Source organism: Fischerella muscicola PCC 7414 (assembly GCF_000317205.1).
GTDB classification, from domain to species: Bacteria; Cyanobacteriota; Cyanobacteriia; order Cyanobacteriales; family Nostocaceae; genus Fischerella; species Fischerella muscicola.
The window spans coordinates 22,632-36,575 of record NZ_AJLK01000172.1; the positions used below are offsets into that span (position 1 = coordinate 22,632).

Below are 13,944 nucleotides of genomic sequence, written 5' to 3' on the forward strand. Positions count from 1 at the left end.
TTTATTTTTAAGTAATTGGTGATTAGTAGTTTGTAGTTATTAACTAGTAACTAATTTACGTCTAATGTGAACTGAAGAAGCAACATAAATGGGTGTGGGGGTGTAAGGGCGTAGCCTACACCGTAGACACGGATTTGTACTTCTGCCTCCTACTTACAACCAATTTCCAATCAATACGTAAGCTGACCAAAAGCCAGGAGCATTGTAGTTGGGATGTTTGAGCAATTGTAGCTGGGCGCGACGCAAAGCTTCGGCTTTGGTAATTTTGGCTTCTTTGAGTTCTCGGTAAAAAGCACCAACAAATTGAGCAGTGGATTCGTCATCAATCTGCCACAGAGAAGCGATCGTACTGCGTGCGCCTGCACGTACAGCAGCTCCTGCTAAACCAAGAGCTGCACGTTTGTCTCCTACTGCTGTCTGACATGCACTTAACACTAGTAGTTGTAATGCTTCGGGTCTAATATTATCCCGATTGCGAAGGATACTGTCAAATTGAGTCACGTTAATTGGGCCATCGGCAGCTAAAATAAATGTCTGATCAGCACGGGAACTAAACTGACCGTGAGTTGCTAAATGCACTACGTTAAAAGGTGTAGTGTTTACTTTTTTCTTTAGTTCTTTACTTGTAAATTGTCGATCTAATAGGTTGGTTGTTGATATGCCTGCTTCACTAATTAACTCAATTTCTGTCCTGATCGCGGGTAGGGGTGCGAAGTCGGAGTATGCTTGTGGTGGTTGAGTTAACCCGGCAGTTAGGGCTTGCAGCTGCTGTCGCTGTAGTGGTTTGGGATCAAGGAGTTGCAAACCGACACTCAGGGCAGTTGCGTATTTTTCTACTAAATATTGTTGACCATTATATAGAGAAGACATTGGTAAATTACGCAATGCTCCATCTAGTACAAATACTAAAGTGTTTACCCCACTAGCTGATAATTGTGATTCAATTGGTTTGATTAGCCAGTTGTAAACTTGCTGTGACTGGGTGCGCGTGGCTTTGATTGCTGCCGGATTAACAAGATTTTGTCGCAGTTGGCTAACTATTTGCTCTACTTCTGTTTGGGAAATCTGGGTGCTGTAGTGTCGTAGGGGTTGTTTAGGAATTTTGACAATTACCTGTAGTTCGTCAGGAAGAATAATTGGGTATAGAATGGCAGCCGTCGGATTTTCTTTATCTACGACTTTGTCTAATAGTATACGCTGTCCTTGAAGACATGCTTCACGGAAGAAGTTATCTAATTCGGCAATTTGCAGGGCTTCAATCCTTTGGCGTGCTTTTTCTAAAGTTTTTTCTTCTGGTTGTATTTGTTGAGTATCTAACAGTAATTGTACTGATTCTCGATACACTGGTTCGACGCTGTCGCGAAAGCTAAATTGTACTTCTCGGTTAACTGCTACCAAGTCGTTACGAATCGATTCGAGGGTTTGGACTGCCAAATCATAAGCTGCGATCGCTCTTGGAATATCCCCTTGTACTTTGAGTAATCTGCCTAACTGCCATTGCCATTTATAAGCAATATCGGGTGCATTACTACTCTGTGCTAAAAGTAATGCTTGCTCTGTCAACTTTTGTGCTTCTGACCATTGTCTGGTATGTTCATACAGACTACCTAGAGTTCCCAAAGCATAAGCTAAGGAGCGTTGATCGTTTAAACTGCGCGCTTGTTGTACGGCTTGGGCAAGGATTTGGGCAGGGGAAAGAAGATGATGGGGTGAATTTTCTTTCTCGTCTCCCAATTTGACGAGATTCTGAGCAAAATTGATCTGGGCGTAAACGCTGGCGCGACTGGGGGGAAGTTGGTCGAGTTGGGATTGAATTTGTGGTACTAATGTTAAAGCAGCTGTTGGTTTTTGCTCCTCAATGAGCAGACTGAGAAGATTAAGCTGGGCTTGAACCTTTAACAGAGGCGAGGAAGTTTCTTTAACTGTTTGTTGATAAAAGTTAATTGCTTGTTGTGTCTGTTGGCGATCGCGGGCGTTGTTACCTAAACTAAAAAGACTCGCGGCAATATAATTAGGTGATTTTAAGCGTTTGGCTACTGCCAAACTTTCTTCGAGGACTATGTGAGATTGTTGTAATTTGCCTACTAGTTGTAGGACATCACCTAGCGATCGCAACATCACTGCTTTTTCTAGGGAGTCACTTTGCGATCGCAATGTCTGGTTTACTTGTAATAGTGTTGCTTCTGCCCGACGATAAAATCCGCTCGAGATTAATGCTTGGGCTTGATTGATTTGCGATCGCACTACACCATTTTGATCATTTGCTTTACTATAAATATCTCCCGCTTGCTGCCAAGTTTGCAAGGCATCTTCTGGTTGTCCCATTGCAAGTTGCAGACGTCCTTGAATATCGAGAGTTTGAGCTAAAATTATGCGATCGTCTATGCTTTTGAGAAGATTTAAGCTTTCTGTAATTGCTTGCTTGGCTTGATTCCATGCACCAAGTTGTTGGTAAGCAAGAGAAAGGTTACTCAAAGTAGCAGCCAGTCTTTTTGTATCACCCTGCTGCCGATAATTTTGGGCTGCTTGCTGCAATATTTGTACTGCTTGTGCAAACTGTCCACTGTCGTAGAGTGTTTTTCCTTGTTGTAAAGCAGAAGAGATGGTGGGGGAAGTAGAAGGATTGGGAGTTGGAAGTTTTGCTAAAACTGGTGAAATACTGATGCATAGTAAAGCAGTCATCAGAACCAGTGCTAAGAAGCGGAATGTCTTCTTTTTTGGTGTCATAAATTTGAGTCAGTCAGTCTCTTCCCACTCACAGAATATCTAGTTAACGAACCGCGAAGACGCGAAGGACACAAAGATTTAAAGTGGTTAGTGGTTGGTGGTTGGTGGTTGGTGGTTGTACCAGACGTGCCATGGCACGTCTGTACAGTGGTTAGTAGTTAATAGTCTTTACTCCTCACACTCCCAGACGCTTCAAACAGCGCATCTCCCCATCTCCCCATCTCCCCACTGCCCCTAATCCCCACTCCCTTGGGGGAGTGGGGGCCGGTGAGTTCCCCATCTCCCCATCTCCCCATCTCCCCACCTCCTTGATCCCCTACTTCACCGATTTCCCATTTCTATTAATTTCTTGAGTTAAGCGCAATAATGCTTGTTCTATTTCTGGTGAAAGTTTGATGGGTAAGTCGCCAGTACGCATATTTAAGTCTCTTTGGGGGAAGGGAACTTCAATGTTGTGTTTTCGCAAAGTGGCTTCGATGAGAAAATAGATGTCGCTTTTGATCGGTGTTTGTTGGTGGGGTTTGTCAATCCATACTAGGAGTTCAAAGTCTATGGCGCTTTCACCAAATCCTTTGAAGAATACTTGGGGTTGGGGTAGTTTTAAAACTTCAGGATGAGCAACGGCAGCTTCAATGAGTGCTGTTTTTACTAAGTTTACATCTGAACCGTAGGCAACACCTACTGGTAGATGAATGCGAGAAACGGGGTTGCGATGACTCCAGTTAATGACTTCTGTCTCTAAGAAGCGGGAGTTGGGGACGATAATGGAAATGCGGTCTAGGGTGCGAATTACTACACTACGCGCCCCGATATATTCTACTGTCCCCATGTATTCGCCTACTTCGATGAAGTCACCAACTTGGATGGGACGTTCAAATAATAGTACAATTCCACTACCAAAGTTTTTAGCAATGTCTTGGAAACCAAAGCCAATTCCCACGCCCAAGGCACTGGCTACTATTGTTAGAGAACTGAGGTCTAGTCCCCAAATTTGTAGCAAAACTATTGTACCGAAACTAATAAAGGCATATTTGCAAATAATTGCGATCGCTTCTTGCGCTCCTCTACTGATGCGTGTCCGATGTAAAATGCGGGAGCGTAATAAATTTGTTGTTGCGCCTGCAAAGATAATTAGCCCCAAAAGCAAGACAATTAAGATAAAGATGTCTGTGAGTGAATAGGCTTTTTGTCCCAGAGAAAAGATGGGAGAGGTGAGGCTAGTAACTATGCTGATGGCAATGTTATAACTCCACTGCCGGGTGAGGGGAAATAGATTAGTAATATAAAGGGAGACTCCAACCCACAGTAGAATTCGCGACAACAGTAAACTTCCTTTGAGTAGGAGTCTAGATGTATTTTGGACTTGGTTGTCACTTGAGGAGTTAGCCGAAACTAGCATTTGCGAAACTCGGCGCTGGGTGAGTTGCCATAAAATTCCCAACAACCGATTTACGCCGACAGCCATCAACACGATCACAATACTCAGTATTGATGTATTGCGAATAAATTCTGCGCCTCTCTCACTTTGCGCTTTTTGGATCGCATCTTCAATTTCTTGTGCCCAGATTCTAGCTTGTTCTTCCGGACTAGCAGCAGAAACTGCATCGTTCTGGGTGACAGTCAACAAATATCGACCGTTAACTAAAATAATGGGAGAATCGTTGCGTTGTTGAATCTCTATATCAGGCGCTTCTTGGGATTTCACAACTGCTTGCAATTGAGAACTAATGAAATTAGCTCGTTCTTGAGCTTTCGATTGTTCGTTACTGCTGACTCGAAATACCAACCGACCATCTACTGCAACTGGTGCATATTTTACAGATGATTGTGCTTGTACAGATGTTAACAGGAAACTGATCGACAATATCAATACAATCAGAGTTGTCTGAATAAGTTGGGAGTACCGAGTCTGAGGGAACTTACGATTTTTTCTCATTTTTACCGAGAGTTGCTGACGAGTGCGATCGCGTTTGATGGAACTCATATTCCATCATTCAAAAAGCCTGACAGTTCACTTCCTCAAAAGTTTCTCATTTTTTGCTCATAACTTGGAAATTAATTCCAGCTGGAGTTAAATTCATATGTTGACAAAAATTTTATTGAGTATTGCTGTATTACTAGCGGTCGCATTCTTAATATTAGTAGTTATAAGAATTAAAAATGACAGTGAAGTCAGTAAAATCTGGCAAGAACTTGCAGATTTACCCACAGAAAATGTTTTTACAGAAGACATGGTTGCTGGTTTACCCAACCCTGTGCAGCGCTACTTTTTACATGCGATCGCACCAGGAACCCCTTTGGCGTCTTCGGTAACTCTGGAAATGAGTGGTAGTTTTAGGTTGGGAGAAGATAAACCTTGGGTTCCCATGCAAGCCAAACAGAGAATTTCACTGCTCAAGGGTTTTGTTTGGAAAGCTACAATTGGACGTGGTTTGTCTCAATTTGTGGGTGCTGATTACTACATTAATGGAACGGGTAGAATGCGGTTTTCTCTTTGGGGACTAGTTCCTCTAGTAAATGCTCATACTCACGATATTGCTCGTTCCAGTATTGGCAGGCTTGCAGGCGAGTTTGTCTGGCTACCTTCTGCCTTGCTACCTCAACAAGGTGTTATTTGGCAGGCTATTGATGAGAGGACTGTGCAAGTAAGTTTTGTGATTAATGATGAACCTGTGACACTCACGCTGGTTGTAGACGCCGATGGCAAAATTTTAAAGCTTTCTCTGCCACGTTGGGGAGATAAGACAGAGGATAGTAGTTGGCATTATATTCCATTTGGCGTAGAATTTCAAGCAGAACAAAAGTTTGGTGGCTTCACAATTCCATCCCAGATGAACGCGGGTTGGTGGTTTGGTACAGAACGTTATTTAGAATTCTTTCGCGCCACAATTGCAAAGGCTGAGTTTGAATGAAACTCACAAGGACAGATCAAATTGCGATCGCTTAATCCATTGATTTGAATGCCAGTTTTCAGTTATAAACATTTATGCTGGAATGCTCGTGAAATGATGAGAGAATCTGGTAACTGCAAGCTGACGATTACTATCGATGGGTTAAAAAATCAGCGTGGTCAAATCTGCCTGAATCTATTCTCTAATAGTGAGGGCTTTCCCACTAGTGGCGATCGCGCTTTGCAATCTGCATCTATCAAGATTACAGACACTGCACCTACTGTCACGTTTCAGAATTTGCCAGCAGGCAAGTATGCGGTTGCTGTGATTCATGACGCCAATTGTGACGGTAAACTCAATTGTAATTTTTTAGGCATTCCTACCGAAGGTTTTGGGTTTTCCCGTAACCCCAAAATTCGTATAGGTTCACCTGAATTTGCAGAAGCAGCGATCGTTGTGGAAGGTGCAAATACTCACATTCGGATTCAGATGCGGTATCTGTTGGGCAATTGAGGGGTAATGTTAAGCTGCTCTAGATTTAGAATGGTACTCGTAGTCTATAAACATTGTTCGTGTTAGGTTCGCGTTTGCCATGCTTTTGGATCTCTCGGGGCGTGAAAAATTGCTGTTACAATCACCCGACTCGATACAATACGGTAGTACACAGCATACGGAAAGCGTCGTACTACAGCTCGTCGTACATCACGATAGACAACTGCGTACGACTCTGGCATCTGGCAAATTCGATTTAGCATTTCATCCACACAGTCTAAAAACTCGTCGCCAAGTCCTGGCTGCTGGTTGTCGTACCAAGTATATGCCTCATTGAGTTCTTCGCGAACCTCTGGACGAAACACCAATACATAATTCATTGTTGACTCTTGATCGAAGCCTTAATATCTTCCCATGTCAGGACATCATTGGGATTAGCCTCATAGTCAGTAATTCGACGATCAAGTTCCTGCTTTTGCACTTCCGTCAGATCAGGATAAGCTTGCTCTGCGGCAATACTATCCCAAATCGCTTGCACAAGACGAATCCGATCTTCAACGCTAAGGGCTGTAATCTCGTTTAAAGTAGCTGTGATGTCCACAATAACTTACCTAAATGTAAATAACAGGCAAATGGTACATATTAAATATAACGGACAGGGTTTTGCCCATCAAATTGAACGCTGCAATTTACAATATGAGCGTCTAAAAACTTCACAACAAGTCTGCCATCGTCTCTTCGATAACTTATGTTTCGGTTATCACGAGAAATTAAATCAAGATTCTGAATATTTGAAAAGCCATCAGACTGCTTGCTAAGACTAAGATAAACTTCAATATATTCTTGCATAGCAGCAAAAGCTACTTTGTAAAGAGTATTAGATTCTGTAATCTCAGTCTTGCTACTCTCAGAGAACTCAAGGTCTTCTTCCATAGATCCAATACTCTCCAATTGGTGTACCTGCACCTTCACGTTTCGATAAAATCCAACGGCTTCCTCTAGTTCTTAGTAACTTTATTTGTGTTTTCTCAAAACCTATTTATTCCAGCAGAGATAGAGTAAGTTGACCTGTGGGAATATGTATTCCATAAAGATATGCAATATCCAGCGATAAAATTTGCCCATCTGTGAATAGGATGACGTGAGCTTGTAAGATTGGTTGGTGCAAGAGCAGAATGTATGGGATCGGTAAAAAGAGAGAGCTGCATTACCTAGTTATAATTTTGGGGTTTAGAGTTATTCTTCAGAAGCAAATAACTCTGACACAGTAACATACCACGTAATACTGCAAGGGATAGCCTAAAAAATAAAATTACAGTAGTGGCGTGGTACAGCTAAAATAGTGCATTAATAAACCGTATGAGGCAAGAGAGAACACACCAGATAGAAGAGACATTTATTGCTTTTAGCCTTGACACGCTAGTACGGTGTGTTAGGCGCGCATTTTGATCTAGTTTTTCACGCAAAAATTCTATAAGCGCCTAACGCACCACCAGATCACATGGTGCGTTAGGCTGAAGCCATAACGCACCCTACTTAAGATTTACTACCTTAGTCTGTAGGTTCTCCCCAAGGAATTCCAGCGAAAAAATCCTTTATTTCTCTAAGTAAAAACAGAAGATTCTTGATTCGATCTTTCGAGGATTCGTCATTTGAACAAATTTCTCGAAGGTGCTGAATATACTCTTGAAACTTCCCTTCAATCCCATTAGCACCTTGTTCAAATTTTTTAGTAGTATCTTGCCAGTACTCGTCAATGCCTTGTAGAAATTTATCTAGCACTTGTTGGTCTTCAAAGTGGCTAACAATCTTCTTTGCCAAACGACGTTCCCAAGATTCTCCGAATAGTGACCAGCCAAGGGAGACAATAGCAGCAAATAGTCCAATTCCTAATGTGATTGGGCCACCAATAGCAGCAACAAAAGACACGACAGTTGCTACTCCACCGCTAATACTTATACCCAGCATAGATAGAAGGCTGACAAATTTAGCAACAAATCGGCTCACATTGCGATTGTATCGGCTCACATTGCGATTGTATCGAGTTACATTGCGAATGTATCGGGTCGCATTACGAATGTATCGAGTTACATTACGAATGCATTGGGTCGCATTACGAATGTATCGAGTTACATTGCGAATGTATCGGGTCGCATTACGAATGTATCAAGTCACATTGCGATTGTATCGACTTACATTGCGATCGCATCAAGTTATAGCAATCTTAAATGAGGTCAGATCCCCGACTTTTTCAAAAAGTCGGGGATCTTGTGGTTCACGAATGATATAGGAATGCTAAATATCCTTATGCCCAATATCCCGCCCTCAAATAAATAGCTGGCTCATAGCTTAAGTCTACTTTTAGTAGACTCATCTTTATCAGGACTTACGCAAAATACCTCTCCAACTCTTTTTCCTCTGTGTTCTCTGTGCCTCTGTGGTTTTATAGCGGTTTGCAATTAGGTGTGGGGAGAAAAACGAACACAGATGAACACAGATGCACACCGATAAAGAGGAAAGCAGATTTTTGGTGCGTTAGGACTAACGTCCATAACGCACCCTACCAATTTCTCTTGCTATCCAAACAGGAAAGCACACCATCAAAACTCAACGGCTGTAGAGTTGTGTCATCTCTAACAATCGTTGACTTAATTCTGATGTCAATAAATCTGAACTGGTGTAACGCCAACGCCAGTTACCTGCGTTCACACTCGGATCGTTCATCCTAGCGCTGTTATCTAAACCCAAAATATCTTGGAGGGGAAGAATTGCTAAATCAGCAACAGATGCTAATGCTGTGCGAATGAATTCCCAGTTGATTTCCAATATTTCTTCTGGCGAATCGTAACCCAGATATTTCGCAACCATTTGCTTTTCTTCGGGTTTAGCTCCCTCTTGCCACCAACCTATTGTAGTTTCGTTATCGTGGGTTCCTGGATAGACGACGCAATTTTTCACGTAATGGTGGGGTAGGTAAGCATTGTCTGAACCACCACCAAAAGCAAATTGCAAGATTCGCATTCCCGGAAAATCAAAGCGATCGCGCAATTCTTCTACTTCTGGTGTAATAATACCTAAATCTTCTGCCATTACGGGTAAACTACCTAAGGTTGTTCCCAGAGTTTCAAAAAATTCGACTCCTGGTGCTTTCACCCACTCGCCATTAATAGCTGTTTCTTCCCCGGCGGGTACGCGCCAGTAAGCTTCAAAACCCCGGAAATGATCAATCCTGACAATATCTACGTATTGTAATGTGGCTCGGAAGCGTTCGATCCACCAGGCAAAGTTGGTGCGTTGCAATTTCTCCCAGTCGTATACAGGATTACCCCACAATTGCCCAGTTGCGCTAAAGTAATCTGGTGGCACACCCGCAATATAAGCAGGTTCTAGGGTTTGGGAGTCGAGTTGAAAAATCTCAGGATTTGCCCACACGTCAGAACTGTTGTGACAAACGTAAATCGAGATATCCCCGACTATTTGGATGTTTTTGCCGTTGGCGTAGGCACGCAGGTGTGACCACTGCTGAAAAATTTTAAATTGTAGAAATTTATGGTATAGTATACTGTCATGAAATTCTTGGGCTGCGGCTTGCAAGGCACTAGGTTCGCGGCGAGCGATCGCACTTTTCCATTGGCTCCAAGGTTTGCCATCGTTTGCTTCTAGTAGTGCCATGAACAAGACGTAATCGTCGAGCCAAGCCGATTGCATCTGACAAAATTGTTCGTACTCAGGGTTCGATTTATCGCTTAAGGAATGCTGAAAGCGTTCATAAGCAAGACGGAGAATACTCATTTTGTGAGGAATGACTGCATCGAAATTAACTCTATTAGGGTTGTCATCTGCACTTTCTGGTGGCAGCGTCAATTCCTCTTGAGATAGTAAATTCTCTTGTACCAACTGCTCTAGACTGATCAAGAGTGGATTTCCAGCAAAAGCACTAAAATTCATTGTATAGGGTGAATGCTCATAGCCTGTGGGTCCCAAAGGCAATATTTGCCACAGTCTTTGGCCACTTCTCTGCAAGAAATCCACAAACTCGTAAGCCGAATGACCTAAATCACCAATGCCAAATCGACTGGGTAGAGAAGTAGGATGTAACAAAATTCCGCTTGCTCTTTGAAAGCTCATCACAAAATCCTCAGTTTTTCGGTATCAGGTAATACAAAAAGGTCTAAAAATTCAAACAAAGCTGCGAGTCCCCCTTGTACAATAACTTATTGCCAATAGGTTGTATAAACTATGCAAAATCCGATTTTGAAGGACGATCCGCTTTGGTTTAAAGATGCTGTAATCTATGAAGTGCCTGTACGTGCTTTTGCCGACAGTGATAGCGACGGCATTGGCGATTTTTGTGGGTTAACGCAGAAGTTAGATTATCTGCAAGATTTGGGAGTCACAGCAGTTTGGGTGCTGCCCTTTTTCCCCTCGCCGTTGCGCGATGATGGCTACGATATTTCAGATTACACTAGTGTCAATCCCATCTACGGTAATCTAGAAGACTTTAAGGCTTTTTTAACAGCTGCCCATGAGCGCGGTATTCGCGTCATTATTGAGTTAATTATCAATCACACCTCCGATCAACACCCTTGGTTTCAACGGGCAAGGCGATCGCCTGCGGGCAGTTCCGAGAGAAATTTTTACGTTTGGAGTGACACTCCTGAAAAGTACCAGGACACGCGGATCATCTTCAAGGATTTTGAAACCTCTAACTGGACATGGGACCCAGTAGCAAAGGCGTATTATTGGCATCGCTTTTATTCTCACCAACCAGATTTAAACTTTGAAAACCCAGAGTTACAGCAAGCACTGTTTAATGTGGTGGATTTTTGGTTAGAGATGGGGGTCGATGGACTGCGTTTAGATGCAGTGCCTTATCTTTATGAACGCGAAGGAACTAACTGTGAGAATTTACCAGAAACCCACGAGTTTTTAAAGAAATTACGGCGACATGTAGACGCCAAGTTTCCCAACCGGATGTTACTGGCAGAAGCAAATCAGTGGCCCGAAGATGCGGTAGAGTATTACGGGCAAGGGGATGAGTGCCACATGGACTTTCACTTTCCCCTGATGCCACGGTTGTATATGGCGCTGCACATGGAAGATAGCTTCCCAATTATTGACATTTTGCAGCAGACGCCACCAATTCCCGATAACTGTCAGTGGGCGCTATTTTTACGTAACCACGATGAACTGACTCTGGAAATGGTTAGTGATGAAGACCGGGATTATATGTACAAAGTCTACGCCCAAGACCCCCAAGCCCGGATCAACTTGGGTATTCGTCGCCGTCTAGCGCCGTTGATGGGTAATAACCGTCGCCGGATTGAGTTGATGAATGCTTTGTTAATGTCTTTACCAGGAACACCCGTATTGTATTACGGTGATGAGATTGGTATGGGGGACAATATTTATTTGGGCGATCGCAATGGTGTGCGTACGCCGATGCAGTGGAGTCCTGACAGAAACGGCGGTTTTAGTAGTGCCAATCCCCAAAGGCTTTATGCTCCCTTGATTGTAGACCCAGAATACCACTACGAAGCAGTTAACGTAGAAGCACAACGGGCAAACCCAAATTCTCTGTGGTGGTGGACTAAACGACTAATTGCCACCAGAGGACGCTATCAGGCTTTTGGTCGGGGTACGTTTGAATTTTTGTATCCAGAAAACCGCAAAGTCCTAGCTTTTACTCGCAACTACAACGATGAACACATTCTCGTGGTGGCTAATCTCTCGCGGTTTGTGCAGACTGTGGAATTGGATCTGTCTGCATTCAATGGCATGGTTCCGGTAGAAATTTTTGGTCGCAACGCCTTTCCGGTAATCACTGAATCTCCTTACTTCCTCAGCTTGGGGCCCCATGCATTCTACTGGTTTACCCTGCAAATGCAACCCAGCTTTACCTGTCCCATCCGCAATCCCAACCAAATACCTAAACTTATAGTCAGTGGCAAGTGGCAGAATGTTTTTGCCAAAGGTGAGGCGAGAACAGCACTTGAAAGTATACTGCCAGATTATCTGTGTAGTTGTGCTTGGTTCGATGGCAAAACACGCATTATCCAAGCTACCCATGTTACAGAAGCAATTCCTGTGAGTCACGATGGCACCCAGGCGTATATTGTTTTACTGCGGGTAGACTACACAGAAGGCGATCCCCAAACTTATGTTCTCACCCTTGCTTACGAGACAGATGGCGTTGGTAGCGAACGTTTCAGCTCTCACATCGAACAGATCGTAGCCCAAATATATGTCCAGGGTAAACAAGAAACCGGAGTCTTATTTGATGCTTTAGGGCAAAAAGACTTTTTGCATATCCCCTTGGATGCGATCGCTCATCATCATACCTACGAAGGTATGCAGGGTAAATTGGTAGCAACATCTACAGAACATTTTTCGGAAATTCTGACTTCCGTTAGCGACCAAAGCAGCAATGTTTCCTTGGAACCCCATTTACTCAAAGGCGAACATACTAACACGGGCATTATCTATGGCGATCGCCTGATTTGTAAAATCTTCCGCAAAGTCGAGGCGGGTATTAACCCCGATCTCGAAATTGGTCGCTTTCTCACCGCAACTTCAGTTAAAAAAGGTATACCCCAACTAGACCACCTAGCCCCTGTTGCTGGTGCATTAGAGTATCACTGTAAAGGTTCTGCACCAATGACATTGGGGATCTTACGAAAATATATCCCTGAGGTTTGCGATGCTTGGTCTTATACCATAGACAGCTTGCGTGACTTTTTTGAACTAGTTCTGCCAAAATACGCAGACATCACTGATATTGAGCTACCCCCCTCCTTGTTGCAAGCAGCGCTATATATTCCAGTCCCGGAAATGGCTCAAGAATTCATGGGTAATTACCTCTTGGCGGCTGAATTGCTGGGACAACGGACTGCGGAATTACACATAGCACTAGCATCAGACTCGGAAAATGTAGACTTTGCACCAGAGCTATTTTCTTCTTTCTACCAGCGCTCAATCTACCAATATATGCGGAATCAGGCAGGACAAACAATACTGCTATTAAATAAACATTTGCAGCAATTGCCCAATGATGTCCAACCTTTAGCAAAATTGGTGATCAACCAACGCGAGCTGATTTTGGGACGCTTTCAGGAAATATTGAATCACAAAATTACTGCCATGCGGATTCGGTGTCATGGCAACTATTCCTTAGAGGAAGTGTTGTACACGGGTAAGGATTTTATCATCATTGATTTTGAGGGTAACTCAGAACGCCCCTTGAGTGAACGTCGAATGAAGCGATCGCCTCTACGAGATGTTGCCTCGATGCTAGAATCTTTTTACTATGCCAGTCGTGTGGGTCTGCGTAACGAAGAAGAAAGCGGTATCTTGCGTCCTGATGAGCTACCACTGGCACAACATTGGCAGCAGTTTTTCTTCTGTTGGTCTAGCGTCGCCTTTTTAAAATCCTATCTGATCACCTCAGATCACGCAGCTTTCATACCCAAGCATCCCAGAGAGTTACAAGTCCTCCTAGATGCTTTCTTGTTAGAGAAAGTCATTTTGGAGTTAGACTACGAACTCAGAAACCGTCCGGATTGGATCGAAATTCCTTTACAGCGAATTTTGGATTTGTTGCAAAACTCGAAGTAATTAGGTTGGTGTAGATCAACGTATTTCTCGTGTTCGCTATTAGTGATTAATGGTTAGTAGTTAGTGGTCAACAACCAACTACTAACTATTAACTGAGTAAAATTTTGGGTAAATTTTTGAAACGCAGTCTCGATGAAAAAAGTTTCACAGCCATGCATGAACGTTGGTACACAATCTTGCGATGAAAATTCCGCTTCCCCCTATTGCCTATTTTCAAACT

The 13,944-nt window shown here is 43.1% G+C and carries 11 protein-coding genes; 3 read left to right on the plus strand and 8 right to left on the minus strand.

Annotation, left to right across the window (positions count from 1 at the left end; all coding sequences use genetic code 11):
- Positions 1-153 precede the first annotated feature (153 nt).
- From UYI_RS0127445 to UYI_RS0127455, 3 genes are all read right to left on the minus strand, one after another.
- The gene (locus UYI_RS0127445; RefSeq protein ID WP_016869888.1) at positions 154-2,727 is read right to left on the minus strand and encodes a CHAT domain-containing protein; all 2,574 of its coding nucleotides are present in this window, start codon (positions 2,725-2,727) and stop codon (positions 154-156) included.
- A gap of 158 nt (positions 2,728-2,885) precedes the next feature.
- Positions 2,886-3,023 carry a hypothetical protein gene (locus UYI_RS39340; RefSeq protein ID WP_016869889.1) on the minus strand — a complete coding sequence of 46 codons (138 nt, stop codon included), beginning with the start codon at positions 3,021-3,023 and terminating at the stop codon, positions 2,886-2,888.
- A gap of 20 nt (positions 3,024-3,043) precedes the next feature.
- On the minus strand, positions 3,044-4,663 hold the full coding sequence (locus UYI_RS0127455) for a mechanosensitive ion channel family protein (protein WP_026086212.1): 1,620 nt from the start codon (positions 4,661-4,663) through the stop codon (positions 3,044-3,046).
- Between the two features lie 145 nt (positions 4,664-4,808).
- Between UYI_RS0127455 and UYI_RS0127460 the strand changes: the two genes are divergently transcribed.
- Both UYI_RS0127460 and UYI_RS0127465 read left to right on the plus strand, forming a co-directional pair.
- Positions 4,809-5,639, plus strand: coding sequence for a DUF6920 family protein (locus UYI_RS0127460; RefSeq protein WP_016869891.1), 831 nt, complete (start codon positions 4,809-4,811; stop codon positions 5,637-5,639).
- A 93-nt stretch (positions 5,640-5,732) separates the two neighbouring features.
- Positions 5,733-6,131 carry a DUF2141 domain-containing protein gene (locus UYI_RS0127465; protein ID WP_235148033.1) on the plus strand — a complete coding sequence of 133 codons (399 nt, stop codon included), beginning with the start codon at positions 5,733-5,735 and terminating at the stop codon, positions 6,129-6,131.
- A gap of 62 nt (positions 6,132-6,193) precedes the next feature.
- On the opposite strand, the gene UYI_RS0127470 is transcribed toward UYI_RS0127465, so the two are convergent.
- The 5 genes from UYI_RS0127470 to malQ form a co-directional block, all read right to left on the minus strand.
- On the minus strand, positions 6,194-6,490 hold the full coding sequence (locus UYI_RS0127470) for a type II toxin-antitoxin system RelE/ParE family toxin (RefSeq protein ID WP_016869893.1): 297 nt from the start codon (positions 6,488-6,490) through the stop codon (positions 6,194-6,196).
- A complete protein-coding gene (locus UYI_RS0127475; protein ID WP_016869894.1) occupies positions 6,487-6,711 on the minus strand; it encodes an addiction module protein in 225 nt (74 codons plus the stop codon). Before UYI_RS0127475 ends, UYI_RS0127470 begins: the two co-directional genes overlap by 4 nt.
- A gap of 41 nt (positions 6,712-6,752) precedes the next feature.
- Positions 6,753-7,043 (minus strand): hypothetical protein, encoded by a 291-nt coding sequence (locus UYI_RS0127480; protein ID WP_157226404.1) that lies wholly within the window; start codon positions 7,041-7,043, stop codon positions 6,753-6,755.
- A gap of 618 nt (positions 7,044-7,661) precedes the next feature.
- Positions 7,662-8,138 carry a hypothetical protein gene (locus UYI_RS0127485; protein ID WP_199332358.1) on the minus strand — a complete coding sequence of 159 codons (477 nt, stop codon included), beginning with the start codon at positions 8,136-8,138 and terminating at the stop codon, positions 7,662-7,664.
- Positions 8,139-8,717: 579 nt separating this feature from the next.
- Positions 8,718-10,238: a 4-alpha-glucanotransferase gene (gene malQ / locus UYI_RS0127490; RefSeq protein ID WP_016869897.1), complete on the minus strand. Its 1,521-nt coding sequence runs from the start codon at positions 10,236-10,238 to the stop codon at positions 8,718-8,720.
- A 111-nt stretch (positions 10,239-10,349) separates the two neighbouring features.
- On the opposite strand from malQ, the gene treS reads away from it, so the two are divergent.
- A complete protein-coding gene (gene treS / locus UYI_RS0127495) occupies positions 10,350-13,724 on the plus strand; it encodes a maltose alpha-D-glucosyltransferase (RefSeq protein ID WP_016869898.1) in 3,375 nt (1,124 codons plus the stop codon).
- Positions 13,725-13,944 lie beyond the last annotated feature (220 nt).